The sequence below is a fragment of the Pleionea mediterranea genome (assembly GCF_003148745.1).
Lineage (GTDB): Bacteria > Pseudomonadota > Gammaproteobacteria > Enterobacterales > Kangiellaceae > Pleionea > Pleionea mediterranea.
In genome coordinates this window covers 70,796-92,228 of record NZ_QGGU01000003.1, presented here as the reverse complement: position 1 = coordinate 92,228, position 21,433 = coordinate 70,796, and the positions used below count along the sequence as shown (strand labels likewise).

At 42.2% G+C, this 21,433-nt stretch carries 13 protein-coding genes; 6 read left to right on the top strand and 7 right to left on the bottom strand.

What is annotated here, in order from left to right; translation table 11 throughout:
* Window positions 1-107: 107 nt before the first annotated feature.
* Window positions 108-2,225: a winged helix-turn-helix domain-containing protein gene (locus C8D97_RS04400; RefSeq protein WP_146196074.1), complete on the top strand. Its 2,118-nt coding sequence runs from the start codon at window positions 108-110 to the stop codon at window positions 2,223-2,225.
* Window positions 2,226-2,495: 270 nt separating this feature from the next.
* Here the strand turns inward: C8D97_RS04400 and C8D97_RS04395 are convergent, their stop codons facing one another.
* Together C8D97_RS04395 and C8D97_RS04390 are read right to left on the bottom strand one after the other, a co-directional pair.
* A complete protein-coding gene (locus C8D97_RS04395; RefSeq protein WP_109762340.1) occupies window positions 2,496-3,191 on the bottom strand; it encodes a TSCPD domain-containing protein in 696 nt (231 codons plus the stop codon).
* A 33-nt stretch (window positions 3,192-3,224) separates the two neighbouring features.
* A complete protein-coding gene (locus C8D97_RS04390; protein WP_109762338.1) occupies window positions 3,225-5,372 on the bottom strand; it encodes an adenosylcobalamin-dependent ribonucleoside-diphosphate reductase in 2,148 nt (715 codons plus the stop codon).
* A 416-nt stretch (window positions 5,373-5,788) separates the two neighbouring features.
* Between C8D97_RS04390 and C8D97_RS04385 the strand changes: the two genes are divergently transcribed.
* From C8D97_RS04385 to C8D97_RS04375, 3 genes are all read left to right on the top strand, one after another.
* Window positions 5,789-6,328: an elongation factor P hydroxylase gene (locus tag C8D97_RS04385; protein WP_210204852.1), complete on the top strand. Its 540-nt coding sequence runs from the start codon at window positions 5,789-5,791 to the stop codon at window positions 6,326-6,328.
* Complete coding sequence (locus C8D97_RS04380; protein ID WP_109762336.1) at window positions 6,329-7,462, top strand: ATP-NAD kinase family protein; 1,134 nt, start codon at window positions 6,329-6,331, stop codon at window positions 7,460-7,462.
* A 216-nt stretch (window positions 7,463-7,678) separates the two neighbouring features.
* A complete protein-coding gene (locus C8D97_RS04375) occupies window positions 7,679-11,614 on the top strand; it encodes a hybrid sensor histidine kinase/response regulator transcription factor (RefSeq protein WP_170115136.1) in 3,936 nt (1,311 codons plus the stop codon).
* A 204-nt stretch (window positions 11,615-11,818) separates the two neighbouring features.
* On the opposite strand, the gene C8D97_RS04370 is transcribed toward C8D97_RS04375, so the two are convergent.
* The 4 genes from C8D97_RS04370 to C8D97_RS04360 all read right to left on the bottom strand — a co-directional run bounded on the left by C8D97_RS04370 (window position 11,819) and on the right by C8D97_RS04360 (window position 14,631).
* Window positions 11,819-12,685 (bottom strand): hypothetical protein, encoded by an 867-nt coding sequence (locus tag C8D97_RS04370; protein WP_210204851.1) that lies wholly within the window; start codon window positions 12,683-12,685, stop codon window positions 11,819-11,821.
* A gap of 2 nt (window positions 12,686-12,687) precedes the next feature.
* Window positions 12,688-12,837, bottom strand: a complete 150-nt coding sequence (locus C8D97_RS18105) for a hypothetical protein (RefSeq protein WP_170115135.1) — start codon at window positions 12,835-12,837, stop codon at window positions 12,688-12,690.
* Between the two features lie 172 nt (window positions 12,838-13,009).
* A complete protein-coding gene (locus C8D97_RS04365; protein WP_109762331.1) occupies window positions 13,010-13,678 on the bottom strand; it encodes a lysoplasmalogenase in 669 nt (222 codons plus the stop codon).
* Window positions 13,679-13,743: 65 nt separating this feature from the next.
* On the bottom strand, window positions 13,744-14,631 hold the full coding sequence (locus C8D97_RS04360; protein WP_109762329.1) for a LysR family transcriptional regulator: 888 nt from the start codon (window positions 14,629-14,631) through the stop codon (window positions 13,744-13,746).
* A gap of 296 nt (window positions 14,632-14,927) precedes the next feature.
* Here C8D97_RS04360 and C8D97_RS04355 point away from each other — a divergent pair, with 296 nt between their 5' ends.
* Window positions 14,928-16,016, top strand: a complete 1,089-nt coding sequence (locus tag C8D97_RS04355; protein ID WP_109762327.1) for an efflux RND transporter periplasmic adaptor subunit — start codon at window positions 14,928-14,930, stop codon at window positions 16,014-16,016.
* Window positions 16,017-19,106, top strand: coding sequence for an efflux RND transporter permease subunit (locus tag C8D97_RS04350; protein ID WP_109762325.1), 3,090 nt, complete (start codon window positions 16,017-16,019; stop codon window positions 19,104-19,106).
* 599 nt (window positions 19,107-19,705) lie between these two features.
* Here C8D97_RS04350 and C8D97_RS04345 read toward each other — a convergent pair.
* Entirely contained in the window at window positions 19,706-21,286 is a 1,581-nt protein-coding gene (locus C8D97_RS04345; protein WP_109762324.1) for an AbgT family transporter, read from the bottom strand.
* Window positions 21,287-21,433 lie beyond the last annotated feature (147 nt).

Here is a 21,433-nt window from a genome sequence, read left to right as displayed (position 1 = left end):
TAAAAGCTCATAAATATCAGCAAGTTATATTCTCAGCAAATTACTAAAAGGAGTCGTTACGATAATGTTCGGATTTTGTTCGGATAGTGTTATGAGGCTCGTGATAATTGACAATATTCGGTATCATGGCCTTAATAAAAACAATTATCAGTTTATATATGTCGCATGTTTACAAATTTAATAAGTGGTCGATTTGTACGGAAAGTAATCAACTAAGGTCTAATCAAAAGTTGGTTAATCTAGAGCCTCAAGCGATGGCTGTGCTCGCTGTCTTGTTAAAAAGTGATGGATTAGTTGTATCACGGGAGCAACTGATTGAGGAAGCTTGGAGAGGTGCAATTGTTGGTGATTCCTCGGTAAACAGAATAATTGCTCAACTGAGAAAGATACTAGGTGATGATGCGAAGAATTCACAGTTAATTGAAACTATTCATAAGAAAGGCTACCGTTTACTTCAACCTGTTACAAAAATAGCTGCGAAAGACTTAAGAACGGATTTAGGAATTGTTCTCGCTTATCGTGAAAAGCTAACTTGGTTGATGGGAGTAGTTTTCCTTATTGCCATAGCTTTTACTATATTCCAATACAATATGGCTTGGGACGGACAATCAAAGAAACTAAGCCCGGTTGTTAAGCTGACTCACGAGAAAGGATACGAGTACGATGTTGATATTTCGAGTGACGGTAAATACTTGGTGTATCTGTCTAAAAAACCAGAAACCGCATATGCTGACCTTTACGTAAAATCTATTAGCCATGAAGTTAGTTGGAAGGTTGATTCAGATTCTTCTAATTTATTTTCTCCTGCATTCTCTCCTGACTCACAATCTATTGGTTTTATAAAGTCATCTGATGATTCTTGTGCAATCTTTCAACTTTCTGTTGATGATATTAAAGATAAGAAATTTATACCTACTACTTTGTATGAATGCGATCCAAAGCTTCCTCCAGTTAGTTTTAAGTGGGGGGCAGAAAACTCTACAATATTTATAGCACAAGAAGCAGCGGTTGAAGCGCCTAATCAGATTGTTAAAGTAAATTTAAATGTAGGTACTTCTACTCCGATTACATTTCCGGCCTCTTCAAGTTGGGGTGACACTTATTTTGATGTTAACAAACAAAATGGAAAAGTTGCGTTTTTACGTAAAAGTCCTTACAAACAACAACTATTTGTTCTTGATCCCAAAAGCAAAAACCTAGAAGAAATACCCCTTAATGTATGGGGTACGAAATCAGTTTCTTGGTTAGAAAAGGAACGAAGCTTATTACTCGCAAGTAAAAACTCGATATCTACACTGGATTTAGATAAATTAATCACTAAGTCAGTTTTTGTAGGCAATAATATAGATCAAGCGATTGCTGATACGAATTCCGGGAAGGTAGTTGTCGTAGAAAAGCTGCTGCAAGCTGACCTCATGACATATAGTGTCCAAGAAGGAAAAAATCGAAAGCTTGAAGATACAGATAGTTTAGATCGAGCACCAATTTATCTCACCGGCCAAAAACAGATAGCTTTTGTGTCCGATCGTACTGGCAAGCAACAAATCTGGATTGCTAAGGCTAATGGCGAAATCATTCGTCAATTGACAGACGTTATGAATGATTATAGTTTTTTCTCATTGGATTGGTCCGCTCAGAATAAACAATTAATTGCTTGGGAGCTCGATAGAAACCAAATATGGGTATTCGATTTTGAGGAAAATACATTTAGGATGATTTTTGAATCAGAATCATTGCTCATGTTTCCAGTGTTTAGTACTAGCGAAAACCTAATTACCTTTGGTAGTAATAAAAGTGGTGACTGGGAAATCTGGGCAATTGATAGAGATGGTGACAATTTACAACGGCTAACCTATTCAGGTGGGTTCTACGGAAAGTTTGATGATAATCATCAACAGTTATTTTTTACAAAATATCATGATAAAGGAGTATGGCGAAAAAATATCCTGCTCAATTCAACAGAGCCAGTGATAACTCAAGAGCCAAGACAAGATTATCCTTGGTGGCAATTGCATGGTGACGCTATTTATATTGAAAGAGGTTTATTGGAAGAGAGTGGGATTTATCGGTATGATTTAGACGGTAAGTTTCAATCTATCATAATTAGAAATGCAGTTTTTAGTGGGAAAAGATTTAGTTTCTCAGATGACTTTCAAAGCGTTGTTTCTAGTGAGTATGGGGCGATGCAAGGCGACTTAAAGCTTTTTGAGTTTAAAACAGATTAGCTTTGGATAGAATAAAATTTTTATTGGTTAACCTAATTCAAGCTCAAGAGCTGTAATTGCTTGCCCTACTTTATGGATACTTATTCAATTATTTTTTGTTTAATCATGTGAAGGTTGTTATTAGGTAGCAAGGAAGTAAAAGGCTAAAGAAGCATTTTTTAGATCCAACTTCCCCAATAAAGCCCCTTAAGCTTACAAGGGATTTTATTGGGGAATTAGTAAGAAATTGAAGAAGTCTTATTATTAAGTAGGTTCCTTTTCTTTAGACTCTTAACCGCACTTGGAATCGCCGCAATTCAGGCAGGTCATGCAACCGTCCATCATAATTGAAGCTTTTACCATGCACTTGTTACACAACTGCGCGCCTTCTGGAAATTCAGAGTCGGGATGTGTGATTTTGGACTGGGCGTCTTCAAACTGCTGCTTTTTCTCAGCGATTAGCGCTTTTTGATGCTCGTCGAGACTGTCGTCTTTTAACAGGCCAATCATTTTTAAATGAGATTCAATGGCTTCGCCGATTTCCGCAACCAGTGACGGCATAAAGCGGCCGCCGCGTTTAAAGTAACCGCCTTTAGGATCGAATACCGCTTTCAGTTCTTCCGCCAGGAAAGTGCAGTCGCCGCCTTTGCGAAATACTGCAGAAACAACTCGTGTTAATGCAACCACCCATTGAAAGTGATCCATATTTTTTGAGTTGATGAAAATCTCAAATGGACGACGCAGTTCGTGCTCTGTTCCCGGGTTTAAAACCATATCGTTAATGGTCACATACAACGCATGCTCAGAAAGTGGCGTTTTAATTTTATAGGTTGAGCCCAGTAACATTTCCGGACGTTCAACACTTTCATGCATTTGTACGATTTCTGCACTTTTGGTTTCTTGAGCCGCTGGTGCAACGTCTTTGCTTTCTGCATCGTCTTTTTTGACCTTAAAGTCTACGATGGGTTTTTCGATTTTGTGTGACATGATTATTTCCTTCTCTCGAAATCTTATGTTTGATTAAAGTTTACCGTAGTAGCCTTCTTTCAAGGCGTCGAATAAATTGGCGGCGGTATGTGTTTCACCGTCGTATTCAATTTCTTCGTTGCCTTTCACTTCGAGAGTGCTGCCATCTTCTAATGTAAATTGATAAGTGGTGTTTTCCAGATCTTGTTCTTTAACCAGTACGCCCTGGAATACTTCCGGATTAAATCGGAATGTGGTGCAACCTTTTAAACATTTGTTATAGGCGTACAAATAAATATCTTTAAAGTCTTCGTAATCGAAGTCCGTTGGTACATTGGCGGTTTTCGAAATGGATGAGTCGATCCATTTTTGAGCAGCCGCTTGAATATCAACGTGTTGCTTAGGTTTAATATCATCGGAGGTAATAAAGTATTCCGGTAAACGCTCTTCGTCTTTGTCGGTAAACGGCATCGCTTTTGAATTAACCAGGGCGCGGTACGCCAATAATTCAAACGAAAACACATCAACTTTTTCTTTCGATTTTTTACGCTCGCGAATAACGTTTCGAGAATAGTGGTGCGCAAAACTTGGCTCAATACCGTTACTGGCGTTATTCGCCAACGACAGTGAAATAGTACCGGTAGGAGCAATTGATGAGTGGTGAGTAAAACGTGCGCCCACTTCGGCCAGCTGCTCTACCAACTCGGGATCTTCCGCTGCCACTTGCTGCATATAGCGGCTGTATTTTGCGTGCAATACTTTGCCTTTAATTTTATCGCCAACTTTAATGCCGTCTTTTTTCATTTCTGGACGTTTGCGTAACATTTCGCCGGTGACTTTAAAGTCGTCATCCATAATAGGGGCGGCGCCTTTTTCTTTTGCCAGCTCCAATGCGGCACGCCAGCCTTCCATTGCCAGTTCTTTGGTTACTTGTTCGGTGAATTCAACGGATTCGTCGGAACCGTACTTTTGACACAGCATGGTGAGTGTTGAACCTAAGCCTAGGTATCCCATGCCATGACGACGCTTGCTTAAAATTTCATTGCGCTGACCTTCAAGAGGCAAGCCATTAATTTCTACAACATTGTCGAGCATACGAGTGAAAATGTTGACCGCTTTGCGGAACTTAGGCCAGTCAAATTCGGCTTTGTCAGTAAAAGGATGTTTTACAAATTTGGTGAGGTTAACCGAACCCAATAAGCAGGAACCGTAAGGGGGTAATGGCTGTTCACCGCATGGATTGGTTGCGCGAATGTTTTCGCAGAACCAGTTGTTATTCTTTTCGTTCACTTCATCAATCAAAATAAAGCCGGGCTCAGCGTAGTCGTAAGTGGCCGACATAATCATGTTCCACAAGTTTTTCGCCCGCACGGTTTTTTGGATGCGGCAGGCGACTAATCCTTGCTTATCGGTAATGTAACCGTCTTTAACCGGCCACTCACGCCAGATAACCTGTTCTTCATTTTTTAGATCAACATTATCGGCTTCGGCTTCTTTTTCTGTCATAGGGAATGCCAGCGGCCAGTCGGTATCGTTAATTACCGCCTGCATGAATTCATTGGTGATCAATAGCGACAGGTTAAATTGACGCAGTCGACCGTTTTCACGTTTTGCACGGATAAAGTCCATCACATCAGGATGGCCCACTTCAAAGGTAGCCATTTGAGCACCACGGCGACCGCCTGCACTGGAAACGGTAAAACACATTTTATCGTAGATATCCATAAACGACAGTGGGCCCGAGGTGTAAGCGCCAGCGCCCGATACATAAGCATTCTTTGGACGTAAGGTGGAGTATTCGTAGCCGATGCCGCAACCCGCTTTAAGGGTTAAACCGGCTTCGTGTACTTTCTCTAAAATGCCATCCATGGAATCAGTGATGGTGCCCGATACGGTACAGTTAATGGTTGAAGTAGCTGGCTTATGAGCCAAAGCACCAGCATTCGACATAATTCGACCCGCAGGGATCACGCCGTGGCGTAATGCCCATAAAAACTGCTCGTAACATTCTTCTTGCTTGTCTTTTGCTTCTACTTGAGACAATGCCTGAGCAACACGTTGATAGGTTTCATCAATGGTATGATCAACTGGCTTTCCGTCTTTGGCTTTTAGTCGATATTTGGTGTCCCAGATATCCACAGAAGTGGTCTGGAGTTCAATATCAAAGTTACTAGCTTCTATTTGTTTTTTTAGCGCAGTCATAGTGGTTACGTCCCTTCGCCTTGTGTATAAATCTGTTAATAAATTGAGTGCTTTTTGTGGAAAACCCGTTAGTCATTTTGAATAAAATTTTCACTAGATATGGTGGATTTCCAAGAGATGAACACAATATATAGCAAGATTTTTTCTCTGACAAACAAAAAAATACACTAGATATGGTGCTGTCCTGCACAAACTTCGCTATATCTTTGAATATATGGGCTTTTTGGACAGATTGACGAAAATAAATTATTTTTATTGAGATATTTGGCACTTTTTGATAGCCAAAATGTAGCTTGATTTTAGACCCCATAAGCTGATGTTTTTACGAGCAATTGTTTCAATATCTGGCTGCTATTTTTTGTCGATTGAATTAAAATGGTCAGCTTTTTAAGCACAAAGGGGTTATTGGGCCGTCAATGAGTGAAATCGACAAATTAAAGCAGATCAAAACACTGTTTGATGACCTCTTTATGCCGTCTTTAAACACCTGTCTGGTTTACGGCGCTGAAGAACCCTTTTATAAAGCCGCTGATGCCCATCATCCGGCGCAAATTATGTCTCGTCACGATTACCTCTCCAGTGCATTGCATGAGATCGCACACTGGTGTATTGCCGGAAAACAACGTCGTCTGCAGGATGACTTTGGTTATTGGTATGAGCCGGATGGTCGCAGCAACCAACAGCAGGCACTGTTTGAGCAAGTTGAAGTGAAGCCACAAGCCGTCGAATGGGCATTGGCCATTGCCTGTTGTCATCGCTTTCATCTGTCGGCCGATAATCTAGGGCAACAAGCTAAACCTTCCGAGTCGTTTCACCAGGCGGTAGTCGCCCAGTTGCAAGAATACTGGCACAATGGCCTGCCGGAGCGTGCTCAACAATTATTTGAGGCGCTGTTAGGCGTATTTCGTCAGGGCAAACAACCTCTTTTAACTCATCAACTGCTGGAGCAAGTGTAAGTGTCGGCAACTTTTAAGTTAGGACTTCTGGTAAATCCTTTTGCCGGTATTGGCGGCAGTGTTGCGTTAAAAGGCAGCGATGGTGAAGAAATTCGAGATGAAGCACTCAAGCGAGGCGCTCAAAAGCTGGCGGCCATCCGTGCGGAGCAGGCGCTATCAGCAATCAGTAATCAGGTTGCCAAGCGAATCGAATTAGTCACGGCTTCCGGAGAAATGGGCGAGAATAGTGCAAAAGCCTGTGGTTTTCATCCAACTGTATTAGTAGATATTGAGCAGCCAAGCAGCGCCAGCGATACGCAACGCGTGGTTAAGCTATTTGAGCAGCAAGGCGTTGATACTATTTTATTTGCCGGCGGTGATGGTACAGCTCGAGATGTTTTTGCGGCGCTGGATCTTGATATTCCGGTGTTAGGCATTCCGGCAGGCTGTAAAATTCATTCTGGCGTTTACGCTGTAACGCCCAGAGCGGCGGGGCACGTCATTGAGCAACTGGTTTCTGGCCAATTGTTGTCGCTAAAGGAAGCCTCGGTAATGGACATTGATGAGCAGGCGTTCCGTGCGGGCACGGTTCGCGCGAAAAATTTTGGCAGCATGCGAGTGCCCGATGCATTGCAATTTATTCAGGCCACCAAGGAAGGCGGCAAAGAAGTTGAAGCGCTGGTACTGGATGATATTGCAGCCGATGTGATTGAAAATATGGAACCCGATATTTATTACGCCATTGGTTCCGGATCAACCTGTGCAGTGGTGATGGAGCAACTTGGGCTTGCCAATACATTACTGGGTGTCGATTTAATACGGAATAATGAGTTGATTGCTGCTGATGTTTCCGCAGCCGATTTACTCGATCTTGTTGAGCAAGGAAATGAGCTGCAGGTAATACTGACATTGATAGGTGGTCAGGGACATATTTTAGGACGCGGAAACCAACAGATTTCGGCCAAACTGATTCGACATGTCGGTTGGCATAATATCCACATCATTGCGACTAAAGCCAAACTTAAAGCACTCAATGGTCGGCCGCTTATTGTTGATACAGGCGATCCCGAGCTGGATGATGAACTCGCTGGCGCCAAGGCCATAACCACGGGATATCACGATCAGGTGCTTTATCGAGTTGGGTTAGAACTTTAAACAATTATTAACACACCTTTATCGGCCAGCTAAAGGTGTTTAACTTTATATTTCTGTCTCAATGAACATCTGATAGAGTGCCTGCATAATTATTTTTGCTTATGAAAGGAACAGTGCGAGCAACACTTTCGAAAAATGAAAAGAAGTTTATTTAGTTTTATAAAGCTCATATTCCTATTTTTCCTATTGATTGTGGCAAAAGCGGGTGCCATGCCTTTGAATTATTCTAAGATTCAAGGAAAGTATTTGGATGATGAAAGCTATCTCGATGCTGTTCAAGATAAAACAGGACGATTATGGTTAGCATCTCAATCAGGTCTCTTCTATTACGATAATAATGATTTAAATAAATTCAACTCGAAAAAACATCCTGAGTTTAACTCACTAATTATTTGGGATTTTGAATACTCTTACGATGAAGAAAGTATTTATATTGGTACGAGCATGGGAGTGTATCAGTATTTTATTGATGAAGAGAGGTTAGATGAAATCAATTACTCAGATAAAGTTAAAGTGACTCAACTGTCTAAGGTAGAAGGTGATTATTATGCTGTACACGAAAATATAGTATTTAAAATCGATCAAAAGAAAAATATTCTTAAAAAAGAATATGAGTTAAACGAGTCTGTTATTCACTTTGGGTTGTTGGGTGATGAAGTGTATTTTGCCACCAGACAGGGTTTGTATGTACTAACCGATGATAGGAAGTTTAAAAAGGTATCAGATAAAACGTTTTATCATTTTGAGCAGGTAAACGGACAGAATTATTTTTTTTCAAGTTACGAAATATTGTATGGTCTTGTCAGTGATTTAAGTAGTGTTAGTTTACTTGGTGGCGAGGATGGTTGTATAGGAAAGGTTGAGGATGCAATAGCTATAGGTGAGCTTGTTTGGTTTGCTTCTCAATTTTCTGGTGTATGTGTATTTGATCCTAAAAGAAAAACTGTTAGTCGATACTTTATTGAGAATAAATCAGCATTTAAAAAAATCCGATCTGGTCGAAAATTCATTTCTGATATATCTGGTGGACTTTTGTTTTTGCATAGTGAAGGAGTTCAGTATATCTCTCCGTTTATGCAAAGCGTTGTGTTATATAAGTCAAATAATTATCAGCTTTTCTCATTGTTGATGCAGAAAGACGATGGTCGAATCTATATTCTATCTCGCGAGCACTTGTTGGAACTTGAAGAGAATGGGGACGTTGTCCAAATCAATACTCATGATTCGACGACAAAATATACAAGTTCTGATCAATCATTTTTCTATACTTCAGTTTTAGATGAAAGCTTGCTAATTGAGGAAAACATTCAAAGTAATAAGGTTGAAAATCATCAGCTATTAAGGGAGGTTTTGTTTTTTGTAAAGGTTGTTGATGATGGCGTTATCTATAATTCAGATGGGGAATTATTTAAATATGACTTGAAAACCAAAAAAGATGCTCGTTTGTTTTTAAACTTAGAGAAAAACAATGCTCTATTTATGCTTGCTGATGATTTTGAATCTGATGGTGCAGTTGGTTGTGATTTTAGCGGTAAATTTGTGTTTAGAAACTCGGGTAAATTAGAGTCAAGCTCAGCTTTTAACTCAGAGTTAAGAAAAACTGGTGGGTGCTTAGGGGTGCTCAAATTGAGGTCAGGTAACTATTTGGTTAACACTAATAGTGAGTTTTTTTTATACGATGGGAATGCTCTGACCTATCTACGAGATAGTATAGCTAAGTTGAGACAAGTTTATGAACTTGATGGCTATTACCTCTCTCCTTTTGACTCCAAGCTGGATTTTTACTCTTTAAAGAACAACCAGTATATTTCAATAGACTTGAGACCTTATAGTTTTGGTCATGTGGATTATTTCTCAAAACCCGTTTTTTTCGATAACAATACCTTCGCATTAGCCTACGGCAATGGCATTGCCCATGTCGATCTCGATATTCTTAATACGCCCATTCAAAACCAGTTTATTTACTTAAGGGATTTTAAGGTTGATGATGAAAAGCTGAGGCTAACAAATGATATAAATCCGGATAACTATAATAATACGGCCAATGTACAACAACTTGTTCCTTATGAGCATGAGTTGGTTAAACTCAAGTTGACGAATCCTAATTATTACGATGATGTTCATATTAAGTTTAGGTATCGATTAAAGGGCTATAAAGATGACTGGCAGACAGCAACTAAAGAAAAGTACGAAGTTACCTTTGTCAGTTTGCCGCCTGATGATTATTTATTTGAAGCGCAAGCTTCTTTTAATGGTGGCCCTTGGGTGGCAAATACAAAACTAAGATTCTCTGTTGAAACACCATTTTGGTTAACCTGGTGGGCTTACTGTATTTATGTGATTTCAATTTTAGCCATGGTGTATGGCATTGTTCGATTGCGCACTCGAACGTTGGAAAAACGCGCTGAAAAACTTGAACATGAAATTTCATTAAGAACAGAAGAGGTGCAGCAACAGAAGTTAACCATTGAACAGTTGCTGGATCGTAAAAATAAAATGTTCGCCAATATCAGTCATGAAATACGAACACCGCTCACTTTGATAATAAGCCCGATTAAAGCCTATTTGAGCGAACCTAAAGGGAAGCTGGCGACTACTCTGTTGCATTCCGTTCTCACCAATGCTCAACGATTGCATCATCTGGTTGAACAGTCGCTGGAAATTGCCCGGCTCGAAATGAAAGGTGATACATCGTTAGTCACTATAGAGCTTTCGAGTTTTGCACAGTTGGCGGTGGAACAATTTCACTCCTTGGCAGAATCGAAAAAAATTAATATGAAAGCCAGTTGCTCATCAAGTGTTTGTGTTCTGGCTACCAAAGAGTCCATAGAGATCTTGCTGTATAACTTGTTATCGAATGCCATTAAGTACACACCAGAAGGCGGTGATGTACATCTGGAGATTCAAGTCATTAAAGATGATGTGTTGTTAACCGTAGAAGACTCGGGTGAAGGGATCCCGCAAGCTGAGCGCTCAAAAGTGTTTGAGCGATTTACACGGCTCGAACAACATCAGGATAAAGAAGGTACTGGTCTTGGACTGGCATTGGTTAAAGAAACCGTTGAGTCGCTGCAGGGTGAAGTCGACATCAGTCGTAGTTCATCGCTTGGTGGCTGCCTGATTAAGGTGACTCTTCCTCTTGCCACTTACAATGATAATGCAGTTAGCGCGATAAGTTTAAATGGGAAGCACGGTTCACTGGATGAAATGGGTTCCAGGCCAGGATTAGTTACAGCCGATACGATGACTGACTTTGTTGAAGAAAAACCAGCATCTACCAAATCAAATTCAATTGAATCGGGTTCAATTGATCTTCAGTCAGTAGACGAGAGTCGTTCAGTCGGTGCGCAAGAGTCCCGGCCTCAGGTTCTGGTTATTGAGGACAATAATGAGCTCAGGCGTTTTATTGTCGATATATTGGAAGGAGACTTTCATTGTTTAACGGCTAAAGATGGGCTCGAAGGAACCGCTATAGCGTTGGAGCAGGTGCCCGATTTGATCATTAGCGATTTAATGATGCCCCATAAAGATGGCATTGAAGTGGCAAGAACCCTTAGAACCGATATGCGAACCTCGCATATACCGATCATTTTGCTGACAGCGAAGAGCGATATAGACACGCGACACAAAGCTTGGCAAAGTGATATTGACGAATTTATCGCCAAGCCTTTTGAACATCAGGAACTGATTGCCCGTTGCCGTAACTTGTTAAGTATTCGTCAATTATTAAGTGAGCGACTAAAGGCGTCTGCTGCTGTTTCTACCCAGGGAACTGCGGCTGAAGGCTTAAATGCTAGCCAAAAGCATTTGGCTGGTGTACCAGAAAAAGACCGACAGTTTATTCATTCCCTCGAAAGTTATGTTGCTGATCATTACCATGACAGCCAGTTACAAATGCCTGTTGCGGCAGCAGCATTGCATATGAGTGAAAAACAACTGCAACGTAAAGTTCGGTCATTACTTAACCAGTCGTTTAGCGAATACCTGAGAAATTATAGACTGAAAATAGCCGCAGAAAAGTTAAAACAGGATCATTCTGCTTCTGAAGTTGCTTTTGATGTTGGCTTCTCGTCGGGCAGTTATTTTAGTACCTGCTTTAAAGCCTACTTTGGCTTAACACCAAAAAACTATATTGAAGCGAACAAAAATTAAGCAATCTGGGTTGTTTTTGTTGAATTTGACCGATTTTTGCAATGATTTGGCCGTATTTTGAAAGCATTCATCGGCTCATTTTCTTAGTATGGATATCGAAAGCAGCGGTGTTGATTAATAAGGAACTATTAATTACGGACAGAGCACACCGCTGAATTTCATTCTTCTAAACTTACAATCATCGAAAATTTAAATCAGGCATTATCATTCGCTACCGGTATGCACTTGCATAACAGTTGCCTTAATTCTGCCGTTATGGCCTTCGATGGATCGACCATCAACCCCAACACTGCTTTGATTTTGGCTGCCTGCCTTAAGCATGACAGAAAAAGTGTGATCACCAGCATCCATTTGAACGGGATATCGAACAGTCCAAGAACTGCCGCCGCTGGAGATATTATCATCGGTGACCATGCGTAAGGTTTTCTGTGCGCCCAATGTCGGAATAATGCCGTCGATCTGGATGGCAACACTTAATCTGCTGTAGGCATTCCACTGTGATAGATAAGCTTCTCCGCTAGTTTCTATAATAACGGTAGTATCATCTTCGGCCACGTTGAAGCTGACGGTATCCAGCCCAGGCATCGGGTGATATTCGTAATTGGTGGCTATCACGCTGGATTCAGATTGATTCCCGTTTGTAACCGGAATTATAAAAGAGCCGTCGGCATCGTTTGATAAAAACACCAAGTCGGTTGCGTAATGTGTGTCGGATGAAAACATAACATTTTGCTGACTACTCTCAAACTCATCGACACGTTGCGTTAACGCGGTAAGGGCAGCTTCTAACGCTGCTATACGACTTATGTTATCAGTGATGGTGGTATTAGTTGTCTCAAGATTGCCACTCAGTGTTGTAATACGAGAGTCGTTATCATTTACTGCAGTAGCCGTGGCATCGAAGTTTTGGTTTACTTCCGATGCTCTGGCAGGAGTGCCTGCGGTAAAGCTGTTTGGAATGGTAAGTTCAGAAGCCGTGGCAATGTTGTGGCCAAAAGTGGCGACTATTAGACCGCCTATCAGTGCTTTGTAGGACTTTGTTGGTTTATCCTTATTAAAATCAATATTCATAATCATGCCCATTCTCCGTCGTCCCAGTTCATATTGTCCCAATTATTTTGTGGCGTATTGTTTTCAGGTGGATCATCGTTTGAGGTGCTGCCGCCTGAGCCACCGCACGCGCACAGTAAAAGTACAAAAATTAAAGTCACGACTTTTTTCATGGGATCCCTCCAGGTTAAATTAATGCCATTAATAGGTTTTAAGGTGAGCAAAACCACTTATATATGCTTAAACCTTCCTTGTGGTTGTGCTTATTCTTGCTGTAGATGAGCAAAAAATGCACAAAAGCACTCTAGCAAACAGCCGTCCTGGGGAGTATCAGCTATTGGCTATTTACACTGGCAGCCAACGGCTATTGGTTTGTAGCGTGATAATAGTGGTTGCGAGTATAAATTGAGCCGAGTAGTAGAGCGGTAAACCGATTGCACGGTTGTAGAGTCTGGTTTTATTAAATCGATTATTGGCAACAAAATAGTCCGACAGCAGAAATAAAATAGCGCCTAAACCGATTAAGGTGTGCTCACCCTCCACACGAATGCTTAAGGCTATCGCTGCCATTATGGCGATGGTCAGCATATAAATTATCACCGCGGCTTTCATGGCCGTTGTTTCCAGCTTGCTTTTGATGTGATTAAACACCGCGTACATGGCTATGCCAATACCAATCATACCGGCCATGCTTTCTGCAGGATTAAAGTCGTACTGTAAAAACGCAGCAATAAATACCAGATGACCGAGCAAAAATACGGATAAACCAATGACAAACCAGAGTTTCTGTTTTGATATTAAACACACATCGCCCAGCGCACCCAGAGTAATGGCAATAACAATCAATACCCCATAGGTTGATGGTTGCTGAAAGTAGATATGAAAACAGTAAATCACCAGTAATGCTGAAGTGACAACTTTTAAAACTGCGGATAGTTTTGGCTGTTTTACGGCATCGGCGATGAGTAAGGCCGTCAGACTGACGGCAGCGCCAGAAAGCAAAAATAATGTCATGGTGTTTTGTAATCCTGTTTACCGGGGCTTTACCCTTTAATGGGGTATCAACTTTTAGTGGATCATTAATCTGTGTTGTCTTTTAGCATTTGCCACAGGTATTCGGCAACCGGGCCGTGCGTTTTATCGTTGCGTCGAAAGGCTCTTATTTCACCACTGAATTCCGATTCAAAATCTTTTAATTCAAGTTGAATCAATCGCTTTTCCTGCAGATCCTGCTCTATGTAATGTTTCGGTATCATTCCCCAGCCCATATGATTGAGCATCAGGCGCCGGGCGGTTTCCGGATCGGTAACACGACACTGCTGGCTGCCGGATTTAAAAGCGGAGAGTTTTTCATTATCAAAATTAAGCTCGCTCTCTCGTGTTGTGATAATGGGATACTGGCTCAGTTTTGATAAGTGATGGGACGACTGGCCGCTGAGTAATCTGGGCGAGGCTGCTACCACCAGATGGTAGTGTCCAAGAGACAGCGTCTGAAAATCGCCACTGGAATGAAAAATATGAAACCAGGGGCCAATGCCCAGTTGCGCATTATTTTGTTGCACCGACTCAATGGACGAAAAGCGAATACCACTGTTGAAGTTAAATTGAGTGGCGGTAAACCGCTGCTGGGTTTTTAAAAAGGCATCCAGATAGAGTGATGGCGGGCAGGCAAGTTCAAACAAAATGGTCAATTCGGGTTCATCACCTTGTGCCAGTTGATCGCTCAGAGTGGTCAGTCTGTCCATATCGCGCAGTACCTGCTTTGCTTGCCGGTAAAACAGGCTGCCCTGTGCGGTGAGCTTTAATCGATAGTCACTGCGATCAACAATGGCAAAGCCTACATCGGCTTCAAGTTTTTTTAGTGCGATGGACAGTGCCGGTTGAGTTTTGCTCATACGATCAGATGCGGCTTTCAGGCTGCCATCTTCTACAATGTAATGAAGGATCTTAAGTTGTTCGACATTCACTGGTCGTTATCCTGTTTTTGTCGAGTATCGGGAGGGTACGAAATACTCAATGTATGCTTATCCGTGTACTCTTAACCCTGTACTCATAACCCTTAACCCTGTACTGATAAGCGTTAGCAGTTGGTACTTATTGTATAAATAATGCTTACTATATAAATAATATTTAATGAGATGTAAATATAAGTTAAATATTATTTTAGCAGATATGCGAGTATGATCCGCAATCAAAATCCAGTCTTGAATTGAGGTTAATAATGAACCCCATGCCTTCCGCTCTCCTAATGAAGAAAGTTTTTATGATGCGATTGTTTATAAAGACAGCGCCTATCGCGTTAGTGTCATTACTCATGGCCTGCGAGCCTGCTGAACAAACAGCGCCTGAGCCAGTTATTCGTCCTGCCAAAATTATTCAGGTAACCAATCAGTCGGACACGGCCATCCGTAAGTTTCCCGCCACTGTTGAGGCGAATCAGGGAGCGACGCTGGCGTTTCGTGTGAGCGGTGAAATAGAAGCGTTTTTGGTTAAACCCGGTGAGCAGGTAAAAGAAGGGCAGTTATTGGTGCGGCTCGACGATGAAGATTTTAAAATTCGCTTAAATGATCGTAAAGCACGCTTTGAGCTGGCCAAAGCCCAGTATGAGCGGGCAAAGGTGCTAGAAGAAAAGAATCTGGCGTCACAGGCTCAGCTTGATGAAGCAAAAGCCAATTTGCTTATTGCCCAGGCAGAGCTGGATAGCGCCGAATCCGATTTAAAGCACACCGAACTTAGAGCGCCGTATGCCGGTTCCATCTCTAAAACCTACGTTAAAAATCGTGAAAATATTCAGGCGAAGGAAAACATCCTACGATTAATGAATCGTGATCGGGTGGATATTAGCATTCAGGTGCCGGAACATATTTTTGCGCGGGTAAAACGCGGCTCTAATTATCAGCCCAGTGTTACTTTTGATGCTTTGCCAGATAAGCCGTTTCTGTTAACGGTAAAAGAATGGGATACACAGGCCGATCCGATAACGCTGACCTATAAAGTGGTTTTCTCGTTGCCCTCTCCAGAACAAATAAACGTATTGCCGGGTATGTCGGCGCAGGTGCATATTGATTTAAGTCAAATTACCGATACCAAAGCAAGCCAGATAGTGTTGCCCGTTGAAGCGGTATTTGCTCCAGAAGGGCAAACAACCTCAAACGATGAAGGCTATGTCTGGAAGTACGACAGTGACAGTCAACAGGTGTCATTGCACAAAGTCACTCTGGGTCAGGTGCATCAACAGGGCGTTGAAATTTTAACCGGCGTCGAAGTTGGCGATCAGGTGGTGACAGCTGGTGTTCATTCTCTAAAAGAAGGCATGAAAGTAAAACCCTGGAATAAAGAGCGGGGTCTTTAAATGAGTGTTGCAGAATGGTCGATGGATAAAAAAGTCATCAGCTGGATGATGGCATTAATTTTATTGGTCGGCGGCAGTATCAGTTACTTAAATTTGGGACAGTTGGAAGATCCCGAATTTACCATTAAACAGGCGATGGTGATCACCAGTTATCCGGGGGCAAGTCCGGAGCAGGTGGAAGAAGAAGTTACCTTTCCCATCGAAAACGCCATTCAATCGTTACCCTACGTGGATTTTGTTCAGTCCATTTCATCCAATGGTTTGTCGCAAATTATTGTCGAAATGAAAAGCACCTACCGCAAGCAGGAGCTGCGACAAATTTGGGATGAGTTAAGACGAAAAGTAAACGATCAATCGCGCCAACTGCCAAGTGGGGTTGGTCAGCCGTTGGTGTACGATGATTTTGGTGATGTGTTCGGTGTGCTCTATGCCATTACTGGTGAAGGCTATAACTTCGAAGAATTGAACGATTATGTGGATTATTTAAAACGCGAACTGGTGTTGGTGCCGGGCGTTGGCAAGGTAACGGTTGCCGGCAATCGTCAGGAGCAAGTGGTGGTGGAAGTTTCCAGTCAGCAAATGTCGGCTTACGGTATTTCGTTCGATCGCATCTTCCAGTTACTCGCTACTCAAAATACCGTGTCGAATGCCGGTCGGGTAAAAGTGGGATCCGAGTCGATTCGTTTTCATCCCACAGGTGAGTTTAAAGACGTTAAAGAACTGGAAACTTTATTAATATCAAAGCCGGGCGACAGCAAACTGATCTATCTGGGTGATGTGGCAACGGTGAGTAAAGAGTACGTTGAAGTTCCCGATCACATTGTCAGTTACAACAATCACAAAGCGTTGTTTGTAGGCGTCTCATTTGCCAGTGGCGTGAATGTGGTGGATGTGGGTTACGCCATTGATAAACGACTGGATGAACTGGAATATTTAAGACCTGTGGGCATGACCATAAATCCCGTTTATCAACAACCGAAAGAAGTGGAAAATTCTGTTTCGGGCTTTATTGTTAGCCTGGCTCAAGCGGTTGCCATTGTCATTGTGGTGTTGTTGCTGTTTATGGGTTTACGCAGCGGATTATTGATTGGTTTAATTTTGTTATTAACCGTTCTTGGCAGCTTTATTTTTATGAAGTTTTTTGCCATCGATCTGCAACGCATTTCTTTAGGCGCTTTGATCATTGCACTGGGAATGCTGGTGGATAATGCCATTGTGATCACCGAAGGTATTTTGGTGGGCTTGAAAAAAGGCAAAACAAAAGTAGAAGCATCGGTTGCTATTGTTACACAAACCAAATGGCCATTACTTGGTGCAACCATTATAGCGATCACCGCTTTTGCGCCCATTGGTTTATCGGCCGATGCAACCGGCGAATTTGCCGGCAGCTTATTTTATGTGTTGTTGATTTCATTATTATTAAGCTGGATCACGGCCATTACACTAACGCCATTTTTTGCTGATTTACTTTTTAAAGAACAAAGCAAAAAGCAAACGGCTTCTTCAGAAGAAAAAAGTCATTCAACAGGGGATGATCCATACCAAGGTATTTTATTTCAAATGTACCGACAGTTATTGCACTGGTGCATGCAGCACAGAGCGATCACTATGTTGACCATGCTGGTGCTATTAGTGGTATCGGTTATTGGTTTTGGCAATGTTAAGCAGGCATTTTTTCCGGCATCGAACACACCCATGTTTTACGTTGATTTCTGGCGCTATCAAGGATCGGATATTCGTGAAACACAAAATGATTTAAGTCGATTGCAGGCGTATCTGCTGAATCAACCGCAAGTGGAAGAAGTGTCTTCAACGGTTGGTCAGGGCGCGCCCCGTTTTATGCTGACTTACGCGCCGCAAAAAACTTATAAAGGTTTTGGACAGCTTATTGTTCGGGTTAACAATCGCGATCAGGTAAAAACCACCATGGCCGATGTTCGGGCATTTGCCAAAGAACAGTTTTTAAATGCCATGGTGAAAGTTAAACCTATGGAAATAGGCCCATCGACCGATGCGAAAATTGCAGCAAGGTTTAGTGGCCCGGAGCCTTCCGTTTTACGTGATTTGGCGCAACAAGCAGAAGCCATTATGAAAGCCGATCACGGCGCGTATAATGTGCGACACGACTGGCAGGAAAAAACCAAAGTTATTCGACCAAAGTTTAATGAATCTGTAGCTCGTAGGCTTGGTATCAGCAAGTCGGATCTTGATCAATTGTTACTCACCAATTTCTCGGGCAAACAGGTTGGCCTCTATCGCGAAGGCACCGACATGCTGCCGATCATTGCTCGAGCACCAGAGCAGGAACGTTTATCAGTGGATAGTCTGGACGAGTTGCAGATTTTCAGTCCCGTGTTGAATGTTTATATTCCCATCACTCAGGTGGTCAGTGAGTTTGAAGTGGCCTGGGAAAACGCACTCATTTTAAGGCGCGATCGAAAACGCACCTTAACCGTTCAAGCGGATCATAATGTACTGGGTGATGAAACCGCCGCGCAGGTGTTGTCGCGGATTAAAAAACCGATTGAGTCCATTGAATTGCCGCGAGGATACGCACTGGAGTGGGGCGGTGAGTTTGAGTCGGCTTCTAAAGCACAAAAAGCGATTTTTGGTTCGCTGCCGCTGGGTTATCTGGTGATGTTTATGATCACAGTGTTTTTGTTTAACGCCATACGCGCACCTCTGGTCATTTGGGCAACAGTGCCACTGGCAATCATTGGTGTTGCTGCAGGTTTACTCGCCATGAACGCGGCGTTTGGTTTTATGGCGCTACTTGGCTTACTGAGTTTATCCGGTATGCTTATTAAAAACGGCATTGTACTGGTGGATCAAATTAATATAGAGCTGGACTCCGGAAAACCGGCTTATCAGGCGGTTATCGATTCTGGCGTCAGCCGTGTGCGGCCGGTGGCTATGGCAGCCATTACCACCATTCTCGGTATGGTTCCGTTATTGTTTGATGTGTTTTTTAAATCCATGGCGGTAACTATTATGTTTGGTTTAGGTTTTGCTACCATCCTTACACTTATAGTGGTGCCGGTACTTTATGCGATGGCTTACAAAATTAAGCCAGATGTAAGTCGTCAGTAAAGTTTTAACGCAAGTTGTTTTTGAAAGTTTAAAGCCGCTGTTGGTAGCATCAGCGGTTTTTTGATTCCAGAAACATATTTTGCTAAATGTCTCGTTGCATTACTTGTGGATAAAGCATTTATATCTGTTGCTCTGACTAAACTTAAGATAAAAAACATAGACATAAAAGGTGTTGACTTATAAGAAACAAGCAATTGTAAAAGTTAATAACATGTCATTTAAACGATTAATTTACAGTTGACTTTTATGTCTTACATTTTTTAGCCAAAGTAGATATTCGTTTTATCTAAGAGTTTAGACTTGGATTCAGAAAGTAATACAAATTATATTGGTTTGGTTGATACCCGTTATTATGGCAGCGTATTTTTTCACCGATGAACGAACACGCTGGTAAGTCATTTAAGCAAGCTTAAAAGGTCTTTGGTGGGAGCCATAGATACTACAGGCACATCTTCTTAGTGTAAGTAACGGTTGATTTATATCCCGAGTACACTTGCTTCTATTTGAATCTAACCTAACCAAAAAAACTTAGATTCCTGCTTTACCCTATAAAAAATCTAACACGGAAAAACAGGAATCTATTTAACTCATCTAAAAAACTAAGGCTGATAATAAATTTCAGCGCCTGGGCCTACCGGTAAGCCAAAGGCAAATACCCAAACATAAAATAGAATTATCCAGCCAGCTAAAAACGCGAGACTGTAGGGCAGCATGGTGGCAATCAGTGTGCCTATTCCCATATCCTTTTTATACTTGGTAGCAACGGCCAGTATTAAACCAAAATAACTCATCATGGGTGTTATTAAGTTGGTTACCGAGTCGCCTATTCGATAGGCTGCCTGAATGGTTTCTGGCGCGTAACCAATTAACATCAGCATGGGAACAAAAATTGGTGCTGTGGCTGCCCATTGTGCTGAGGATGATCCAAGGGTTAAGTTGATCAGTGCGCACATTAAGATAAAGGCGATGAATACTTCTGGGCCGGTCAAACTCATGGCCTGTAAAAGTTCTGCTCCGTTGATCGCCAAAATGGTGCCTAAATTAGTCCATTTGAAAAAGGCAACAAATTGCGCCGCAAAAAATACCAGTACAATGTACATACCCAGTGAGCTCATGCTTTTGCTCATGGCATCAATAACATCGCGATCATTTCTCATGGTGCCGACAACTTTGCCGTAAACAAAACCAGGGATCGCAAAGGTAACAAAAATAAAGGCCACAATACCTTTTAAAAATGGTGAACCTTTTACCAGTCCCGTTTCGGGATCTCTTAAAATGCCATTTTCAGGAACAATGGTGAGTGCCAATAACAACCCAAGAGCTAAAAAGGTAAAACCAGCGTACTTTAATCCTTTGCGTTCAATGGGTGACAATTGTTCAATATGAACATTAAGTGGCTCACTGGCTTCCGAATCGTTATAGGGTCCTAATCTGGGCTCAACCACTTTTTCCGTGATCACCGTACCCAGCAGGGCAATCAAAAGCGTCGAGATCATCATGAAATACCAGTTGGCCTCGGGTCCGACTTCGTACTCTGGCGCGATTAATTGCGCGGCAGGGGTGGTGATACCCGCGAGTAGTGGATCAATAGTACCGAGCAACAAGTTTGCGCTGTAGCCGCCAGACACACCGGCAAAGGCAGCGGCCAGACCCGCTAAAGGATGCCGACCCAGGCTATGAAAGATCATTGCAGCGAGTGGAATAAGTACCACATAGCCAAGCTCGGAAGCGGTATTCGACAGGATTGCCGAAAAAACAATCATAAAGGTGACTAACCGTTTGGAAGCACCCATAACCATACGGCGCAGAGCCGCCGATAATAAACCTGAATGCTCGGCAACACTCACCCCTAACAGGGCCACAAGAACGGTGCCTAAAGGAGCAAATCCGGTAAAGTTGGTGACCAGCCCCGTCACAATTTTTTGCAGTCCTTCAGCGTTTAGCAAACTGACCACTTCTATGACGCCATCTGGATCACGACCGGATGATCCTTCTGGTCTGGGATCGATTGCGCTTAGGCCAATCCAGTCGGCTATGCCGCTGAAAACAATAATAAATAAGCAAAATAACGCAAATAGGGTAATGGGATGGGGCAGCAGATTGCCTAAAAATTCGACAGTCGATAAAAAACGGTTAAACCAACCGCTCTTATGCTCTGAAGGCACTGATTCTCTGGTCATTTATAATCGCCTAAGGTTACAAAAAGCGAAAATTCTACCATCATTATTAAATTAAGGCGAAATTAGCCAGGCGTTTATCGGTTCAGGGCATCGTATTTAAAGGCTGTTTGTAATTTGTACATCAAGGTTAGAGTTACGGTAAATATT